Genomic DNA, 18465 nt, shown 5'->3' on the forward strand with positions numbered 1-18465 from the left:
TGGTCCTGCGGTCCGACACGACCCACAGCACAGGCTCGGCTGGCACGATCGGACCGGTGGAGCCCGAACCGAACGACCCCCGCCCGCACGGACCCGCCTGGGTCGAGCACGCGATGTGGTGGCACGTCTACCCGCTCGGCGCGGTCGGCGCCGAGGTCCGTCCGACGACGCCCGTCGACGACCGTCCGGTCGAGCACCGGCTCCAGCGGCTCGTGCCCTGGCTCGACCACGTCGTCGCCCTCGGGCTGAACGGCCTGCTGCTCGGGCCGGTCTTCGCGAGCTCGACGCACGGGTACGACACCGTCGACCACTTCCGGGTCGACCCCCGACTCGGCGACGAGGCCGACCTCGTCGCGCTGGTCGGGGCCGCCCACGAGCGCGGTGTCCGGGTCGTGCTCGACGGCGTGTTCAACCACGTCGGGCGCGAGCACCCCGCCTTCCGTGCGCTCGAGGAACAGGGCCCGGACGCCCCGACCGCGGAGCTCTTCGCGGTCGAACGGTCCGGTTGGCAGGCAGGGGACCCCGTGCCGGTCCGCGACTTCGAGGGGCACGACATCCTCGTCGCGCTCGACCACGAGGGCCGCGCCGCCGAGGACCTGGTGGTCGAGGTGATGACCTACTGGCTCGCCCGCGGGGTCGACGGTTGGCGGCTCGACGCCGCGTACGCCGTGCCGCCGTCGTTCTGGGCACGGGTGCTGCCGCGGGTGCGCGAGCAGTACCCCGACGCCTGGTTCAGCGGCGAGGTCATCCACGGTGACGCAGCTGCGATCGTCGCGGCGTCGACGATGGACTCCACCACGCAGTACGAGCTGTGGCAGGCGGTCTGGCACGGGATCGCCGACCGGAACTGCTTCGAGCTGGCACACGCCGTGGAGCGGCACGATGCCCTGCTCGCGACGTTCGTCCCCACCACGTTCGTCGGCAACCACGACGTGACGCGGATCGCGAGCGCGGTGGGGGAGCGGTTCGCCGGGCACGCCGCCGCGGTGCTGTTCACCGTGGCCGGCACCCCCGTGGTCTACGCGGGGGACGAGTACGGCTGGACCGGGGTCAAGGAGGAACGCGAGGGTGGCGACGACGCCGTCCGTCCGGAGCTGCCCGCGATGCCGCCCGAGCCGGACGACCTGACCCACGCGCACGAGGCCCTCGTCGCCCTGCGTCGGCGGAACCCCTGGCTGCACCGGGCGCACACCGACGTCGTCCACCTGACCAACACGGCCGTGGTCCTGCGCACCGCGACGGCCGACGCCGCGGTGGTGACCGCCCTGAACCTGGCCGACGACCCGGTGGAGGTGCCCGCGGCCGACGCGACACGGGTCGAGGCGGGCGGGGGCGACCTGCGGGACGGCACCCTGCGCCTCCCGGCCGCCGCCTGGGCCGTCCTGACCGCCTGACGCTTCCGCGTACAGAACGAGGCTCGGGCCGGCGGACGGTTCCGCGGTCCCACGACCACGGAACTGTCCGCCGACCCGAGCCTCGGCGAAGGGGGATCGACCGCTACTTGCGGGCGGACGCCGCCCGGCGCTTGTTGAACACGTCGAACGCGACGGCGGCGAGCAGCACCAGGCCCTTGATGAGGGACTGGAACTCGGTGCCGACACCGAGGATCGACATGCCGTTGTTCAGGATGCCGATGATGAGACCACCGACGATCGCACCCGGCACCGTGCCGATGCCGCCGGTGACGGCGGCGCCACCGATGAACACGGCCGCGATGGCGTCGAGCTCGAAGCCGTTGCCGGCACCCGGGGCGGCCAGGTTGAGCTGGCCCGTGAAGACCACGCCCGCCAGGGCCGCGATGACGCCCATGTTCACGAAGAGCAGGAACGTGACGCGCTTGGTCTTGACGCCGGACAGCTGCGCGGCGAGGGCGTTGCCACCGATCGCGTACACGTGGCGACCGAACACCGAGCTGCGCATGACGACCGAGTAGACGACCACGAGCAGACCGAGGACGACGAGCACGATCGGGGTGCCGTTGTAGCTGGCGAGGAGCAGCGCCACGTAGATCACGAGCGCGGCGCCGAAGGCCGTCTTCACGATGAACCAGGCGAACGGCTCGCTCTCGAGCTGGTACTTGCGACGCGTGATGCGGCCCCGGAAGGCCGAGATCACCATGACGGCGGCGGCCGCGATGCCGAGGATCATCGTGAGCGGCTCGTAGCCCGTGGTGCCGAACGACGGCAGGAAGCCGGAGCCGAGCGAGCGGAAGCCCTCCGGGAAGGGCGAGATCTGCTGGTTCTGCAGCACGATCTGGGTGGCGCCGCGGAACGCGAGCATGCCGGCGAGCGTCACGATGAACGCCGGGATGCCGAAGTACGCGATCCAGAAGCCCTGCCAGGCACCGACGAGGGCGCCGACGACCAGGCAGAGGAGCGCCGCGACCGGCCAGGGGAGGCCCCACTGGGTGATCATGACGCCCGCCATCGCACCGCTGAAGGCGACGACCGACCCGACGGACAGGTCGATGTGGCCGGCGATGATCACCATGACCATGCCGATCGCCAGGATCAGGATGTAGCTGTTCTGGACGATGATGTTCGAGACGTTGATCGGGGCCAGCGTGATGCCGTTCGTCGCCACCTGGAAGAAGATGACGATGACGATCAGCGCGATGAACAGGCCGATCTGTCGGAGCTGCCCGGTGAGGTAGCCGGCGGCGGACTTAAGCGCGTTCATTGACTGGGGTCTCCCGTTCCTGGGTCATGTACTGCATGAGGACCTCTGGCGTGGCCTCGGAGCGGGGCACGTCAGCGGTGATCGTGCCCTCGGAGAGTGTGTAGATGCGGTCGCAGATCCCGAGCAGCTCGGGCAGCTCGGACGAGATCACGATGACGCCCTTGCCCTGGTCGGCCAGGTCGTTGATGAGCGTGTAGATCTCGTACTTCGCGCCGACGTCGATGCCGCGGGTCGGTTCGTCGAGGATGAGCACGTCCGGGTCGGCGTACATCCACTTCGACAGGACGACCTTCTGCTGGTTGCCGCCGGAGAGCTTGCCCGTCACGGCGTCGACGTTCGGCGCCTTGATGTTCATGCTCTTCAGGAAGCCGCCGGCGACGGTGGTCTCCTTCGAGGCGTTCACGAAACCCCAGTCGGCGAGCTTGCCCAGTGCCGAGCCGGAGATGTTCCGCTTGATGTCGTCGATGAGGTTGAGGCCGTACCGCTTGCGGTCCTCGGTGGCGTAGGCGATGCCGTTGTCGATCGCCCGGGTCACCGTGTTCGTCTTGATCGGCACCCCGCGCTTGTAGACGGTGCCGGAGATGCCGGTGCCGTACGAGTGCCCGAAGACGCTCATCGCGAGCTCGGTGCGGCCGGCGCCCATGAGGCCGGCGATGCCGACGACCTCGCCCGCGCGGACGTTCAGGTTCACCTGGTGGATGATCTCGCGGGAGCCGTCGAGCGGGTGGTGGACGGTCCAGTCCTCGATGCGCAGGAGCTCCTCGCCGATCTTCGGCTCGCGCTCCGGGTAGCGGCTGGACAGGTCGCGACCGACCATGCCGCGGATGATCCGGTCCTCGGAGACGTCGTCGGCGTGCATGTCGAGCGTCTCGATGGTCTTGCCGTCGCGGATGATCGTGACCTTGTCCGCGATCGCCTTGATCTCGTTGAGCTTGTGGCTGATGATGATCGCCGTCATGCCCTCGGCCTGCAGTGAGCGGATGAGCTCGAGCAGGTGCTCCGAGTCGTCGTCGTTCAGCGCGGCGGTCGGCTCGTCGAGGATGAGGAGCCGGACCTCCTTCGAGAGCGCCTTCGCGATCTCGACGAGCTGCTGCTTGCCGACACCGATGTCCGTGACCTTGGTGACCGGGTTGTCCCTGAGTCCGACGCGCTTGAGCAGCGCCGCCGCCTCGAGGTTCGTCTGGTTCCAGTCGATGAGCCCGCCCTTGACGCGCTCGTTGCCGAGGAAGATGTTCTCGGCGATCGACAGGAACGGGCTGAGGGCGAGCTCCTGGTGGATGATCACCACGCCCGCCTTCTCGGAGCCGTTGATGTCACCGAACTGCACCGGCTTGCCGTCGAGCAGGATCTCGCCGTCGAAGGAGCCGTGCGGGTAGACGCCCGACAGCACCTTCATCAGGGTCGACTTGCCGGCGCCGTTCTCGCCGCAGATCGCGTGGACCTGACCGCGCTCGACCTCGATCGAGACGCCCTGGAGCGCCTTCACACCGGGGAAGGTCTTGGTGATGTCCCGCATCTCGAGGATGGTGTCCGCCATGTGGACCGCCTTTCCGTCGTCCGCGCCTGGGCGCGGGTGGAGACGGACTGGAGGCGCGGTGCGGGGGTGCACCGCGCCTCCAGTCCTGTGGATGGTTGCGTCCTACTTGAGGTCGGCTTCGGTGTAGTACCCGCTGTCGACGAGGACCTCCTTGTAGTTGGCCTTCGTCACCACCGTGGGCTGGAACAGGTAGGTCGGGACGACCTTGACCTTGTTGTCGTAGCTCTTGGTGTCGTTGACCTCGGGGGTCTTGCCGGAGAGCAGGTCCTCGGCCATCGTCACGGACTGCTTCGCGAGCTTGCGGGTGTCCTTGTAGATGGTGGAGTACTGCTGGCCCGCGATGATCGACTTGACCGAGGCGGCCTCGGCGTCCTGGCCGGTCACGATCGGCAGCGGACGGTCACCCGAGCCGTAGCCGGCGCCCTGGAGGGCCGAGATGATGCCGATCGACATGCCGTCGTAGGGCGAGAGCACGCCGTCGAGCTTCGTGCCGCCGGAGTACGTCGACGCGACGAGGTTCTGCATGCGGGCCTTGGCGGTCGCCGGGTCCCACTGCTGCGTGGCGGCCTGCGAGAGCTGGTCCTGGCCGGAGCCGATCTTCAGCGTGCCGTCCTCGAGGTACGGCTTGAGGGTGTCCATCGCGCCGTTGAAGAAGAACCCGGCGTTGTTGTCGTCGAGCGAGCCGGCGAAGACCTCGATGTTGAAGGGGCCCTTCTTGCCGGTCTTCTCGCCCTTGTCGTCCAGCACGCCGAGCCCCGTGAGGAGCGAGGTGGCCTGGTCGACGCCGACCTTGTAGTTGTCGAACGACACGTAGTAGTCGACGTTCTTGTTGCCGGTGAGCAGGCGGTCGTACGAGATGACCTTGATGCCGGCCTTGGCGGCGGCGTCGAGCTGGTCGGAGAGTGCACCACCGTCGATCGACGCGATGATCAGGACCTTCGCGCCCTTGGTGATCATGTTGCTGACCTGCTGGGCCTGCTGCTGGACCTTGTTGTCGCCGTACTCGAGGTCGACCTTGTAGCCGGCCTTCTCGAGGTCGCTCTTGACGGCGTTGCCGTCCTTGATCCACCGCTCGGAGACCTTGGTCGGCATCGCGACGCCGACGAGGGCGCCCTTGTTGCCGTCCGCGGTGTCGCCGCCGCCCTCGGTGGACGCACGGCCGCCGGCCGAGCATGCTGCCAGGGAGAACGCGATGCCGAGGGCCGCGACCCCCGCGATGATCCTGCGCTTCATCATCGAAGTACCTCTGTTCCTCTCGCGTCGTCCTCGACGCGCTCGGGTGCTGGGGCTGCTGTGCCCCGTGGGATGTGCTCGTGTGAGCGCTCACATACTGAGGGTTCCGTACCGGGGTGTCAACTCGTCGTGACCGTTCCGAGATGTTGTTGCGCCGAGCGGACCGGACGCTACGCTCGGCCACGTGACGACAACGACCGCGCTCGGGGGTCCCGGCGGCAGACGCCGGAAGGCCCCGACGATCTTCGACGTCGCCGAGCGCGCCGGGGTCTCCCACCAGACCGTCTCCCGCGTGATCAACGGCGATCCGACCGTCCGCGACGCCTACCGGTCGCAGGTCACCGACGCCGTCGCCGAGCTCGGCTACCGGCCGCGTGCCGCCGCCCGCGCCCTCGCCGGCGGACGCAGTCGCGCGCTCGGCATCATCACCGCGGGCGACGCGCTGTACGGACCGTCGAGCACCGCGGTCGGCTTCGAGCGTGCCGCGCGGTCGGCCGGGTACCACGTGCTGCTCTCGACGCTGCCGGACGACCCGCGCCCCGTGGACCTGTCCGGGGCGCTCACCACGCTGCTCGCGCAGGACGTCGCCGCGATCGTGCTGGTCGCCGCCGACAACCGCGTGCTCGACGCGCTCGCGTCGCTGACGATCCCGGTCACCGTGCCGGTCGTCGTCGCGAACGCCGTGCAGCGCGACGCCGTCCGGACCCCGGCGGCACGCAGTGTCGCCGCCGTCGCGATCGACCAGGCCGCGGGCACCACCCTCGTGATGGAGCACCTGTTCGCCCGGGGGCACCGCCGGGTCGTGCACATCGCCGGGCCCGCGGTGTCCCAGGAGTCCGAGGTCCGCCGGGAGACCTACGGGCGGATCATGCGCGACGCCGGACTCGAACCGGTCGTGCTCGACGGCGACTGGACCCCGGCGAGCGGCTTCGCGGCGGCGCGGACGATCGACGTGCACGCGGTCGACGCGGTCTTCGCCGGCAACGACCAGATGGCGCTCGGGGTGCTGCACGCCTTCGCCGACGAGGGACTCCGCGTGCCGGACGACATCGCCGTGGTGGGGTTCGACGACATCCCCGAGGCCGCGCACTTCACCCCGCCGCTCACCACCGTGCGCCAGGACTTCATGGCGATGGGGCAGCGGGTGCTCGAGGCGGTCCGGGCCGTCGTCGAGGGGGAGCCCCTCGACGAGACGCTGCTGCTGCCCGAGCTCGTGGTGCGGCGCTCCGCCTGAGCGGCGGCGCCGGTCGTCCCGGTCGCACGACGTGCCGCCAGCGGTCGTCCCGGTCGCACGACGTGCCGTCCGTCGCGCGGACGGACGGCACGTCGTGCGACCTGGGCGGTGCCGCGCTCAGTGGGCGAGCGGCAGCCAGACGCGCATCGGTGCGGGGCCGCGGTTCGCCCAGGCGTAGTACGGCACGGCGGTCGCGGTGACGGCCTGGAGGCCGGTGGTCGCGTCGGCGGGACCGGCCGTGGTCGCGGAGCCGGCCGCGTCGGTGACGGGGGTCGCCCCGGCGGGACCGGCCGCGGTCGCGGAGCCGGCCGCTTCGGTCACGGGGGTGGCGTCGGCGGGGTGCGTCGCGCCTCCCGTCCGCTCCAGCCGTCGGTACGGCCACGCCGCCTGCTCGTGCCGCGCCGGAGCGTGCCCGGCGACGCGCAGCGTGACGACGCCGTCGAGCAGGTCGTCGCGGCGCTCCTCGGTTACCGGCGCGCTCGCGTCGACCGTCAGGTCGTCGACCGTGAAGCCCTGCTGGTCCGCCTGCTCGACGGCGTAGACGAGCGGCCCGCGCTCGATCGCCACCTGGCCCCGTGCCGCGTCGATGCGGGGATCCGCCACGTAGCGGTGCGGCGTCGTGTCGAAGGCGAGCTCGACGGTGTCACCGGCCGTCCACGCGCGCTCGACCACGTGCAGGGTGCCGGGCTCCGGGGTCGCGGTGCCGTCGGGGGTGGTCACGGTGGTGGTGTCCGACCACGCCGGGATGCGGAGTCCGAGCGCCAGGGGGCCGTCCTCGGTCACCGTGACGACCACGCGGCCGTCGTGCGGGTAGCCGGTCGCGACGCGGACGGGGCCGAGGTCGGCGTCCGCGTACTGGTGGACCTGCAGGCCGCCGTCGGTCGCCGTCGCCAGGTACCCGTCGAGGCTCGCGAACGTGCGCATGATGTTCGGCGGGCAGCAGGCGCAGTCGAACCAGCCGCGACGTCCGTGGGCGGGGGAGCGGTTCTCGTCCTGGTGCGCGCCGTCGCGGTGCTGCAGCGGGTTGACGTAGAAGTACTCGGTGCCGGCGAGGCTCACGCCGGGCAGGAACGCGTTGTAGAGCAGGCGCTCGATCGCATCGGCGTACACGGGCTTCCCCGTCGCGAGCAGCAGCCGCCACGCCCACTGGATGCCGCCGATGGCCGCGCACGTCTCGGCGTAGCCGCGGTCCGTCGGGAGCTCGTACGGGTCGCCGAACGCCTCCCAGTCCCAGCGGGCGCCGAGGCCGCCGGTGATGAACGCCTTCGTGGCCGTCATGTCCGCGAACTGGCGCTCGCTCGCCGTGAGGAGCTCGGTGTCGCCGGTCTCGATCGCGACGTCCACGGCACCGGCGGCCAGGTAGACGGCGCGGACGGCGTGGCCCTCGACGGTGGTGGCCTCGCGGACGGGGACCCGGTCGGAGAAGTACGTCGGCTCGCCGCCGGCGCGCTCGATGATGCCGCGCCCGCGGGCGTCGACGAACCAGTGCGCCAGGTCGAGGTAGGCGCGGGTGCCGGTCTCGCGGTACAGCTCGACGAGCCCCATCTCGACGACGGGGTGGCCGTCGACGTCCTGGGTGCGGTCGTCACCCGGGCCGAACGTCCGGACGAGGTGGTCGGCGTTCCGCACGGCCACCTCGAGCAGGCCGGTGTCACCCGTGGCGCGGTGCTGCGCGACCGCGGCCTGGTACAGGTGCCCGGCGCAGTACATCTCGTGGCTCCACTTCAGGTCGACGTACCGCTCGCCCCCGCCCCGGACCTGCTGCACCGAGTCGAGGTAGCCGTCCTCCGCCTGCGCCCTGGCGTAGAGCGCTGTCACCTCGCGCTGCAGCTCGAGCAGGTCGTCGGCCGGGGCCCGGCCGTACTCCCACGCAACGGCCTCGAGCCACTTCGTCACGTCGGAGTCCATGAAGATCGGCCCGACCGCCTCGCCCTGCTCGTCGCCCGCGGCGATGCGCAGGTTCCGGAAGTTCCCTGCGTCGCGGAGGCGCTCGTACCCGCTGCGGACGGCGTCGCGACCGTTGCGGTCCTGGCGCAGTGCCCAGAAGCCCCCGGTGATGCGCGCAGCGCCGGCGGGGAGCGGACGGGACACCAGGTGTGCACCCGCGGTCGGGAGGACCGGGGTCGCGGTCCGCGCCCCGCGTCCCGTCGCGGGGGTGGCCGTCGGGGTTCCGGTCGTGGTGGTCATGGCGCCTCCTTGCGTCTGACTGGCGGCCGTCCGTGCGGAAAGCGCTTTCCGGGACGACCGTACGACAGGTGGTGCGGCAGCACAAGAGCGCAGTCGCCTAGGATCGGCGCGGGCTCGGTCGGCCGGGCCCCTGCCGGAAAGGACGTTGCCGTGGCCACGGACCGCAGAGCCCGACTCGCTCGCATCAGCGACGTCGCAGCGCTCGCCGGGGTGTCCATCGGGACGGCGTCGAAGGCGCTGAACGACACCGGGCAGCTGCGCGACGAGACCCGGGCGCGGGTCAAGGACGCGGCGGAGAAGCTCGGGTTCGTCGGCGACGCACGTGCCCGTGCGCTGTCCTCCGGTCGGACGTGGACGGTCGGCATGGTGACGACCGACTCGTTCGGACGGTTCACGATGCCGGTGCTGCTCGGGGCCGAGGACGCCCTCTCCGCCGGCGAGGTGATGGTCCTGGTCGCCGACACCCGCGACGACCACGTGCGCGAGGCCCACTACCTCCGGTCGCTCGTCGCCCGCGGCGTCGACGGCATCATCGTCACCGGCCGCTCCGCCGATGCCCGGCCGCCGATCGAGGTGCCGGTCCCGGTGCCCGTCGTCTACGCGCTGACCCCGTCCACCGACCCCGCGGACGTCTCGATCACACTCGACGACCCCGCCGGCGCTGCTGCTGCGGCGGCGCACCTCGTCGGACTCGGGCGGCATCGGGTCGCCGTCGTCACGGGCCCGCAGGACGCGCGGTCGGCGGTCGACCGGGCGCGCGGGGCTGCCCCGGTGCTCGGTGACCGGATGGTGGGCGCTCCGATGCACGGGGAGTGGTCCGAGCGCTGGGGGCGGCAGGCCGTCGACCTGCTCGACCGGGAGCCGTCCGCGGTGGACGCGGTGCTGTGCGGGAACGACCAGATCGCCCGTGGCGTGTGCGACCGACTGCGGGAGACCGGGCGGTCGGTGCCGGGGGACGTCGCCGTGACCGGGTACGACGACTGGGACGTGGTGGCGCTCGCGTCGCGGCCCCCGCTGACCACCGTCGACATGCGGCTCGACGAGCTCGGTCGCATCGCGGGCCGGGCGCTGCTCGAGCTCGTGGCCGGAGGGAGTCCGGTCTCGACGGCCGTCACCCCGTCGCTCGTCGTCCGCGAGAGCACCCTCGGCGCGTAGTCCGGCGGCAGGCGCGCGCGGTCGCCGGGCGGCGGGCGGGGGTGCCCGGCTGCGCGAGCGGGCACGACCTGCCGCGGGGTTGCCGCCGAGCGGGCACGACCTGCCGCGGGGTTGCCGCCGAGCGGGCGAGATGTGTCGGCGAGGGGGGCCAAGGGTGACAGATCGTGCCCGCTCGGTGGGGCTCGGCACGGCTCGGTGGGGCTCGGTACGGCTCGGTGGAGAGAGCAGCCTCGCTGCGCGAGCGGGCACGACCTGCCGCGGGGGTGCCGCCGAGCGGGCGAGTTGTGTCGGCGCGGGATGCCGAGCGTGACAGATCGTGCCCGTTCGGTGGGGCTCGGTGGGGCTCGGCACGGCTCGGTGGGGCTCGGTACGGCTCGGTGGAGAGAGCAGCCTGGCTGCGCGAGCGGGTACGACCTGCCGCGGGCGTTCCGCCGAGTGGGTGGGATGTGTCGGCGAGGGATGTCGAGCGTGACGGATCGTGCCCGCTCGGCGCTGGGAGCAGCGGGGGGAGCGGGCGGGAGCGGGCGGGAGCCCGGCGCGCGCGAGCAGGGCGGCGCGCCGACGCGTTGCAGGCGTGAGCGCTCACGTGCCAGGATGTGAGCGCTCACGCAGGACGACGAGGTCTCGGGAGGACACATGAGCGACGACCGCCGGCAGCAGGTCGAGGACGGCCGCACGACACTCGGCATCGAGCTCGGCTCCACCCGGATCAAGGCCGTGCTCGTCGACGAGCAGCTCCGACCGATCGCGAGCGGCTCCCACGAGTGGGAGAACGAGTACGTCGACGGGCGGTGGACCTACCCGCTGGTCGCCGTCGAGACCGGTGTCCGCGCGGCCTACGCCGACCTGGTCGCCGACGTCGAGCGGCAGTTCGGCGTCCGCCCGACGGCCTTCCGCGCGGCGGGCGTCTCGGCGATGATGCACGGCTACCTGGCGTTCGACGAGGACGGCGAGCTCCTCGTCCCGTTCCGCACCTGGCGCAACACCTCGACCGGCCCGGCCGCCGAGCAGCTGAGCGCCGCGCTCGACTTCAACGTCCCGCAGCGCTGGTCGGTCGCGCACCTGTACCAGGCCGTGCTCGACGACGAGTCGCACGTCGCCCAGCTGGCCGGCGTCACGACGCTCGCCGGGTACGTGCACCGCATGCTCACGGGCCGCGACGTCCTCGGCGTCGGCGACGCGAGCGGCATGTTCCCGATCGAGTCCGGCCCGGTCGAGAGCGCCCCGGGGGAGCCCGGTCGCCGCGACTACGACGCGTCGATGCTCGCCGCCACGCAGGACCTGCTCGGCGACCGCGTCCCGGACCTCCGCGCCCTGCTCCCCGAGGTGCTCGTCGCGGGTGAGGACGCGGGTGCGCTCACCTGCGAGGGAGCCACGTGGCTCGACCCCACCGGCACGCTGCAGCCCGGCGTCTCGTTCTGCCCGCCCGAGGGCGACGCCGGCACGGGCATGGTGGCCACGAACGCCGTCGCCCCGCGCACCGGCAACGTCAGCGTCGGCACGAGCATCTTCGCGATGGTCGTGCTCGAGCGGGCGCTCCGGACCCCGCACGAGGAGCTCGACGTCGTCACGACCCCGGCCGGTGACGCGGTCGCGATGGTGCACTGCAACAACGGTGCGAGCGAGATCGCCGCCTGGGCCCGTGTCTTCGGCCGGTTCGCCGAGGCCACGAGCGAACGGACCGGCAGCGCGTCGGTCCCCGTCGACGACGTCTACGCCACCCTGCTGGCCGAGGCCGCCGACGCGGACCCGGACGCCGGCGGGCTGCTCTCCTTCAACTACCTGGCCGGCGAGCCGGTCACGCACGTCGAGGACGGCCGACCGCTGCTGCTGCGCACCCCCGGTGCCCGCTTCACGCTCGGCAACCTCGTCCGCTCCGAGGTGCACGGTGCCTTCGCGACCCTCGCGATCGGCATGGACGTCCTGCACGGCGAGGAGGTCGCCGTCGACCGGATGACCGCGCACGGCGGCCTCTTCCGCACGCCGGGTGCCCCGCAGCGCCTGCTCGCCGCAGCGCTCCGCGTGCCGGTCGCCCTCGAGGAGACCGCGGGCGAGGGTGGCGCCTGGGGCATCGCGGTGCTCGCGGCGTACCTGGAGCACACCGACCGCCCGCTGGAGGACTTCCTCGCCGACACGGTGTTCCGCGGCGACGCGGTCCACGTCGCCGAGCCCGAGGACCGCGACGTCGCGGGCTTCCAGGACTACCTGGCCCGGTACCGCGCGGCCCTCCCCGTGCAGGACGTCGCCGCCGCCGCAACCCGCCCCGGCGTGGCGAACGACCAGGCCGCACCGACGGACCAGACCGCACCGACGGGGCAGCCCGCACCGACCGACCAGGGCGAGCCGACCGACGTGGTCGAGGCGCGCCTCCAGACCGAGAAGGAGTCAGCCGCATGACCGGACCGATCACGGACGAGACGAGGGCAGCCGTCGCCGCGGCGCGGGAGCGCGTCGCGTCCCTGCACGGCGAGCTCGTCCGCTACGGCCTCGTCATCTGGACGGGCGGCAACGTCTCCGAGCGCGTGCCGGGCACCGACCTGTTCGTCATCAAGCCGAGCGGGGTCTCCAGCGACGACCTCACCCCGGAGAACCAGGTGGTCTGCACCCTCGACGGGCTGCCCGCCGACGGGTGGGGCAACGCGCACGGCCCGTCGTCCGACACCGCCGCGCACGCCTTCGTCTACCGGAACATGCCCGAGGTGGGCGGCGTCGTGCACACCCACTCGACGTACGCCACGGCATGGGCCGCCCGCGCCGAGGAGATCCCCTGCGTGATCACCGCGATGGCGGACGAGTTCGGCGGTCCGATCCCGGTCGGCCCGTTCGCGATCATCGGCGACGACTCCATCGGCCGTGGCATCGTCGACACCCTCGCCGGTCACCGGAGCCGCGCCGTGCTCATGCAGAACCACGGCGTCTTCACGATCGGCAAGGACGCGAAGGACGCCGTGAAGGCGGCGGTGATGTGCGAGGACGTCGCACGCACCGTGCACATCGCGAAGCAGGGCGGGGAGCTCGTGCCGATCGCCCCCGACGACATCGATCGACTCTTCGATCGCTACCAGAACGTCTACGGACAGAACCCCGAAGGAGCCATGCGATGACGCAGGTGAACCCCCAGGCCACCCTCGACAGCTACGAGGTCTGGTTCCTCACCGGGTCGCAGGGCCTGTACGGCGAGGAGACCCTGCGCCAGGTCGAGGAGCAGAGCAAGGCCGTGCACGCGGAGCTCGCGGGTGCACTGCCCGTGAAGCTCGTGTGGAAGCCGGTGCTCAAGGACGCCGACGGCATCCGTCGCGCGCTCATCGAGGCGAGCGCCGACGACAAGGTCATCGGTGTGACGACGTGGATGCACACGTTCAGCCCGGCCAAGATGTGGATCGGTGGCCTGCAGGCGCTGACGAAGCCGCTGCTGCACCTGCACACCCAGGCGAACGTCGCGCTGCCGTGGGGCGACATCGACTTCGACTTCATGAACCTCAACCAGGCCGCGCACGGCGACCGCGAGTTCGGCTACGCGCTGGCCCGCCTCGGCGTCCGGCACGCGACCGCCGTCGGGCACGTGTCCGACCCGCGCGTGGTCTCGCGGATGGAGAACTGGACGCGCGCCGCGGCCGGTGCGGCGGCCGTCCGCGAGCTGAAGCTGACGCGCTTCGGCGACAACATGCGCTACGTCGCCGTCACCGAGGGCGACAAGACCGAGGCGGAGATCGAGCTCGGCGTGCAGGTGAACACCTGGGCCGTGAACGAGCTGGCCGCAGCGGTGGCCGAGGCCGAGGCGGACACGGCAGCGGTCGACGAGCTCGTCGCCGTCTACGAGCGCGACTACGACGTCGACGCGTCGCTGCGGCGCGACGGCGGTGACCGTCACCAGGCGCTCCGCGACGGCGCCGCGATCGAGCTCGGCCTCCGTGCACTCCTGGAGCAGAACGGCTCCGCTGCGTTCACGACGAACTTCGAGGACCTCGGCACGCTCAAGCAGCTGCCCGGCCTCGCGGTGCAGCGGCTCATGGCCGACGGCTACGGCTTCGGCGCCGAGGGCGACTGGAAGACCGCCGTCCTCGTCCGCGCGATGAACGTCGCCGGCGCGGGCCTGCCCGGCGGTGCCTCCCTCATGGAGGACTACACGTACGACCTCACCCCGGGTGCCGAGAAGATCCTCGGCGCGCACATGCTCGAGGTCTCGCCGACGCTCACCACCGCGACGCCGACGCTCGAGATCCACCCGCTCGGCATCGGTGGCAAGGACGACCCGGTGCGCCTGGTCTTCACCGCGGACGCCGGCGAAGCCGTCGTGGTCGCCCTGTCCGACACGCGCGACGGCTTCCGCCTCACCGCGAACGTCGTCGACGTCGTCCCGCCGACCGAGGCGCTGCCGAACCTGCCGGTCGGCCGTGCCGTCTGGGAGCCGCGTCCGTCGTTCCCGGTCGCCGCGGAGGCCTGGCTCACCGCCGGCGCCGCGCACCACACCGTCATGACGACGGCCGTCGGCCTGCAGGTCGTCGAGGACCTCGCGACCATGGTCGGCACCGAGTTCCTGGTCATCGACGAGCACACCACGGCTCGCGGGTTCCGCGACGAGCTCCGCCTGCAGCAGGCGTGGCACCGTCTCGACCGCGGGTTCTAGGACCGTGACCGTGGCCGCGACGACGCGCACCAACTGGGCGGGGAACGTCACCTACCGCGCCTCCGCGCTCGACCGCCCCACCTCGGTGGCGGCGGTCCAGCAGCTCGTCGCGGCCACACCGCGCCTGACGGCGCTCGGCTCGACGCACTCGTTCAACGAGATCGCCGACACCGACGCCGTCCAGGTCACGCTCGCCGGCCTCCCGCCGGTGCTCGAGGTCGACGCCGACCGGCGCGTGGTGCGGGTCGCCGCCGGCATGACGCACGCACAGGTGGCGGCCGGCCTGGAGGCTCGTGGCTGGGCCCTCGCGAACCTCGCCTCCCTGCCGCACATCTCGGTCGCCGGCGCGGTCGCCACCGGCACGCACGGCTCCGGCGTCCGCAACCCGTCGCTCGCGCAGGCGGTGGTCGGGCTCGAGGTCGTCCGGGCCTCCGGCGACGTCGTCCGGGTCGACGCGTCGTCGCCGGACGGCGCCCTCGACGCGCACCGGGTGGCACTCGGTGCGCTCGGCGTCGTCACCGCGGTCGAGCTCGCGATCGAGCCGACGTTCCAGGTGGCCACGACCGTGCACCTCGACCTGCCGTGGGACGCCGTCCTCGAGCACTTCGACCGGGTGGTGTCGGACGCGTACTCGGTGTCCTTGTTCACCTCGTTCGACGACCGCGGTGCCCGACAGGTCTGGACGAAGCACCGCGTCGACGAACCTGCACCGTCGGTCGACCTCGTCGCGCTCGGTGCCCGTCGGGCGGGCTGGCCCGTGCACCCGGGGGAGAACGACGCCGCGAGCGTCACCGAGCAGGGCGGGGTCCCCGGGCCGTGGGCCGAGCGGTTGCCGCACTTCCGATCGACCTTCGAGCCGTCCACCGGTGCCGAGATCCAGGCGGAGTACCTGGTCCCCGCAGAGCACGCCGTCGCCGCGCTCGATGCGCTGCGCCCGCTCGAACCGCTCTTCGCGCCGCTGCTCATCGCGGCCGAGGTCCGGACGATCGCCGCCGACACGGCATGGCTGGCGCCCTCGTCGGGACGGCAGTCGGTCGGGCTGCACTTCACCTTCCGACGGGACGCCGAGGCCGTGGCTGCCGCGGTCGAGCGGATCGAGGGTGTCCTCGCGCCCTTCGATCCCCGCCCGCACTGGGGGAAGGTCTCCGCCGCGAGCGTCGAACGCCTGCGCGAGGCGTACCCGCGCCTCGACGACTTCGCGGCGCTCGCGCGGGACCTCGACCCGACCGGGCGGTTCCGCAACGCGTTCCTGGCGCGCCTGCTGTCCTGACGCGCCTGCCGTCCTGACGCGCCTGCGGTCCTGACCGACGGGGTGCCCCTCGCCGCTGGTGGCGGCGAGGGGCACCCGCATCCTCAGCCCTTGCGGAGCAGGTCGACCAGCAGTCTGGTGGTGTTCACGAGCAAGCTCGCGATCCCCAGCCAGAGCGCGTGACGCCTGTTCCGGCCGTCGTCGTCTCGCGACATCGAGGACCTCCTGGTGTCGTCGCCGGCGGACACGAAGAGCGTCGAGCCAGGGATGCGAAGCCGAGCGGGCTCGGCTACCATCGGTCCGAGCGCTGAGCTCGGGGATGGGTTTGCATCCCTGGCTTTCCACTCGGAAGGCGAACTGAGGCCCGGATCTGTTCCTGCAGATCCGGGCCTCGCACGTTCACCTGGCCGCGCTCCGGCGGGTGCACGGCCGAGGACACCCTCCCGAACCGTCCGGTGATGTACCACCGGATCGGGGTCGCTCGCACCGCGCGCCGCAGTCTGCGCGCCGACCGCTCCGTCGCTCCCAGCGCTCTCGGACCTGATCGGCGGGTGGCGCACTGCTCGGTCGCTGAGTGCTCACATGTGTGATCACAAAGGTTGGGGCATGGCGAACCTCAACCGGATCCTCGGCATGGCCTCGAAGGTCATCGACAAGCAGATGCAGAAGCAGCGCGCGCAGGGGAACGCCGCAGCCGGCCACCAGCAGAACCCGCACGGCACCGGGGGCGGGACCGACTGGCGTGACATCGTCCGGACTGCTGCGGACAAGCTGACGGGCGACGACCGGTCGCGACAGCCGCAGCCGGGACAGCAGCAGCCGGGACAGCAGCAGCCGGAACAGCAGCGGTACGGGCAGCCGCAGCAGCAGTACGGTCGGACCGAGCAGCACCCGGAGCAGCCGCAGGCGCACGGCGGGCACGCCGACGCGGACAAGATCGCCCTGGCGAAGTACGACTACCTGCTGCGGACGGCGAGCCCGGACCAGATCGAGCAGGTGCACCACGACGCCTTCGCGCGGCTCACCCCGGCGCAGCGGCAGCAGGTGCGGGACCGGTTGGACTCGGAGCTCCCGCCGCACGAGCACCTGCGGGACGACTCGTCCGGCGGCATGGCGCGGGCGATGACCCGCGGCGAGATGTCCCGACCCGGGCTCATCCGCCGCGTGCTCGGCGGCTCCGGGCGACCGGGCAGCGGCAGGGGTGGTGCCTTCGCCGGCGGTGCTGCCGTCGGTGCCGGTGCGGTGGCGCTCGGTGGTCTCGCGGTGGCGGTCGCCGGAGGAGCGGTGGTGAGCGCAGCGGCGGCACCCGTGCTGGCCGGCGCGGCCGACCTCGGTGTCGACTTCGAGGGCATCGCCTCGGGCATTGGCGACCTCGGTCTCGCGGACCTGGGCGGCAGCGTCGAGGGCTTCGCGGCCGAGGGCGAGCAGTTCCTGGGCGGACTGGGCGAGCAGGCGTCCGGCCTCGGCGAGCAGGCATCCGGCCTGGGCGAGCAGGCGTCGAACCTCGGCAACGACTTCCTCGGTGGGCTGTTCGATCGCTGACACGCCCGGCGGCCGACGTGCTCACTCCCGTCGGACGAGCGCGTCGCCGACGGCGCTGCGGTAGTAGAGCACCGCGCGGCCGTACCGCGTCCGGTTGAGCAGCCCGCCCCGTTCCATCACCCGCAGGTGCTGGTTGACGGCCGAGGTCGAGACGCCGAACCGCATCGCGAGGTCGGTCGACGACGCAGGCTCGCCGAGCGCGTCGAGGAGCGCGGCCCGCGTGCCCCCGAGCAGGTCGCGGACGGCGCCGGCGTCGGGGTGCGACGCGGTCGACCACATCGCGCCCTGCCCCCGCGCCGGGTACATGACGGTCGGGGGCATGTCGTCGTCGATCGGCGTCGACGCGCGGACGACGAACACCGACGGGACGAGCGTCAGTCCCTCGCCCTGCACCGGGCGGTCGCGCGCGATCGGGCTGCTCAACCGGACGTCGACGTGTCGGCCGTCGAAGCGCACCGACTCGGACAGCCCACCGAGCACCGCACCGACGCCCTCGTGCGCGGCGATCCGGCCGCGGTGCGTCACGTCGGCCTGCAGCACGCGGCGCATCCGCGGCCAGTACGGTGCGAAGCAGAGCTCCCACGTCGTGGCGAGCGCCCGGACGAGCCGGTCGACGACGTCCTCGTGACGCCCGACGAACACGTCCGGCACGGTGGCGTGCACCCGCTCGAGGTCGGTCCGGAGCCGGGAGGGGGAGATCCGGCCGAGGGCACGGAGCTCGTCGTCGAACGACCCCAGCGGGGACTCCGGACGGGGGTTGACGAAGTCCGCGACCCACCGGCGCTCGTCGACCAGGCCGGCGAGGACGGGGCCGTCGAGGACGGGCAGTACGCCGGCGATGCGCTCGAGCCACGGCCGCTGCAAGGGGTACCGCTCCGGTGCTCGGAAGGCGCGCAGCCCGAGGCCGAGCTCCGACAGCGGCGAGATGCCGAACCGCACCGCCGAGACGTCGGAGGGCTCGAGCCGGTAGCGGATCATGAAGCCAGACGCTACATCCGTTCTGGTCAGCACCGCGCTGCTGC

At 72.2% G+C, this 18465-nt stretch carries 13 protein-coding genes; 8 read left to right on the forward strand and 5 right to left on the reverse strand.

Annotated features, from left to right (window positions below; translation table 11 throughout):
• The first annotated feature begins 113 nt into the window (after positions 1-113).
• A complete protein-coding gene (locus JOD95_RS14535) occupies positions 114-1394 on the forward strand; it encodes an alpha-amylase family glycosyl hydrolase (protein WP_066658547.1) in 1281 nt (426 codons plus the stop codon).
• A 103-nt stretch (positions 1395-1497) separates the two neighbouring features.
• Here JOD95_RS14535 and mmsB read toward each other — a convergent pair whose 3' ends face one another.
• The 3 genes from mmsB to chvE all read right to left on the reverse strand — a co-directional run bounded on the left by mmsB (position 1498) and on the right by chvE (position 5452).
• The gene (mmsB, locus tag JOD95_RS14540) at positions 1498-2679 is read right to left on the reverse strand and encodes a multiple monosaccharide ABC transporter permease (RefSeq protein WP_066655663.1); all 1182 of its coding nucleotides are present in this window, start codon (positions 2677-2679) and stop codon (positions 1498-1500) included.
• Positions 2666-4216: a multiple monosaccharide ABC transporter ATP-binding protein gene (gene mmsA, locus JOD95_RS14545; protein WP_066655660.1), complete on the reverse strand. Its 1551-nt coding sequence runs from the start codon at positions 4214-4216 to the stop codon at positions 2666-2668. The genes mmsB and mmsA overlap by 14 nt, the downstream gene beginning before the upstream one ends.
• A gap of 102 nt (positions 4217-4318) precedes the next feature.
• Positions 4319-5452: a multiple monosaccharide ABC transporter substrate-binding protein gene (gene chvE, locus JOD95_RS14550; RefSeq protein WP_066655659.1), complete on the reverse strand. Its 1134-nt coding sequence runs from the start codon at positions 5450-5452 to the stop codon at positions 4319-4321.
• Positions 5453-5633: 181 nt separating this feature from the next.
• On the opposite strand from chvE, the gene JOD95_RS14555 reads away from it, so the two are divergent.
• The gene (locus JOD95_RS14555; RefSeq protein ID WP_066655657.1) at positions 5634-6683 is read left to right on the forward strand and encodes a substrate-binding domain-containing protein; all 1050 of its coding nucleotides are present in this window, start codon (positions 5634-5636) and stop codon (positions 6681-6683) included.
• Positions 6684-6800: 117 nt separating this feature from the next.
• Here JOD95_RS14555 and JOD95_RS14560 read toward each other — a convergent pair whose 3' ends face one another.
• Entirely contained in the window at positions 6801-8870 is a 2070-nt protein-coding gene (locus JOD95_RS14560; RefSeq protein ID WP_066655652.1) for a glycoside hydrolase family 127 protein, read from the reverse strand.
• Between the two features lie 150 nt (positions 8871-9020).
• Between JOD95_RS14560 and JOD95_RS14565 the strand changes: the two genes are divergently transcribed.
• From JOD95_RS14565 to JOD95_RS14590, 6 genes are all read left to right on the forward strand, one after another.
• Positions 9021-10025, forward strand: a complete 1005-nt coding sequence (locus JOD95_RS14565; RefSeq protein WP_209685698.1) for a LacI family DNA-binding transcriptional regulator — start codon at positions 9021-9023, stop codon at positions 10023-10025.
• 636 nt (positions 10026-10661) lie between these two features.
• Entirely contained in the window at positions 10662-12422 is a 1761-nt protein-coding gene (locus JOD95_RS14570; RefSeq protein WP_209685700.1) for a xylulokinase, read from the forward strand.
• Positions 12419-13129, forward strand: a complete 711-nt coding sequence (locus JOD95_RS14575; RefSeq protein WP_066655643.1) for an L-ribulose-5-phosphate 4-epimerase — start codon at positions 12419-12421, stop codon at positions 13127-13129. The genes JOD95_RS14570 and JOD95_RS14575 overlap by 4 nt, the downstream gene beginning before the upstream one ends.
• Positions 13126-14652 (forward strand): L-arabinose isomerase, encoded by a 1527-nt coding sequence (gene araA, locus JOD95_RS14580; protein WP_209685701.1) that lies wholly within the window; start codon positions 13126-13128, stop codon positions 14650-14652. Before JOD95_RS14575 ends, araA begins: the two co-directional genes overlap by 4 nt.
• Before the next feature lie 10 nt (positions 14653-14662).
• The gene (locus JOD95_RS17005) at positions 14663-15922 is read left to right on the forward strand and encodes an FAD-binding protein (protein WP_209685703.1); all 1260 of its coding nucleotides are present in this window, start codon (positions 14663-14665) and stop codon (positions 15920-15922) included.
• A 585-nt stretch (positions 15923-16507) separates the two neighbouring features.
• The gene (locus JOD95_RS14590) at positions 16508-17443 is read left to right on the forward strand and encodes a cation-transporting ATPase (RefSeq protein ID WP_209685705.1); all 936 of its coding nucleotides are present in this window, start codon (positions 16508-16510) and stop codon (positions 17441-17443) included.
• Between the two features lie 21 nt (positions 17444-17464).
• Here the strand turns inward: JOD95_RS14590 and JOD95_RS14595 are convergent, their stop codons facing one another.
• Complete coding sequence (locus JOD95_RS14595) at positions 17465-18421, reverse strand: DUF5937 family protein (protein WP_209685707.1); 957 nt, start codon at positions 18419-18421, stop codon at positions 17465-17467.
• Positions 18422-18465: the final 44 nt, after the last annotated feature.

Origin of the sequence: Curtobacterium sp. 1310 (assembly GCF_017834105.1) — a bacterium.
Classification (GTDB): domain Bacteria; phylum Actinomycetota; class Actinomycetes; order Actinomycetales; family Microbacteriaceae; genus Curtobacterium.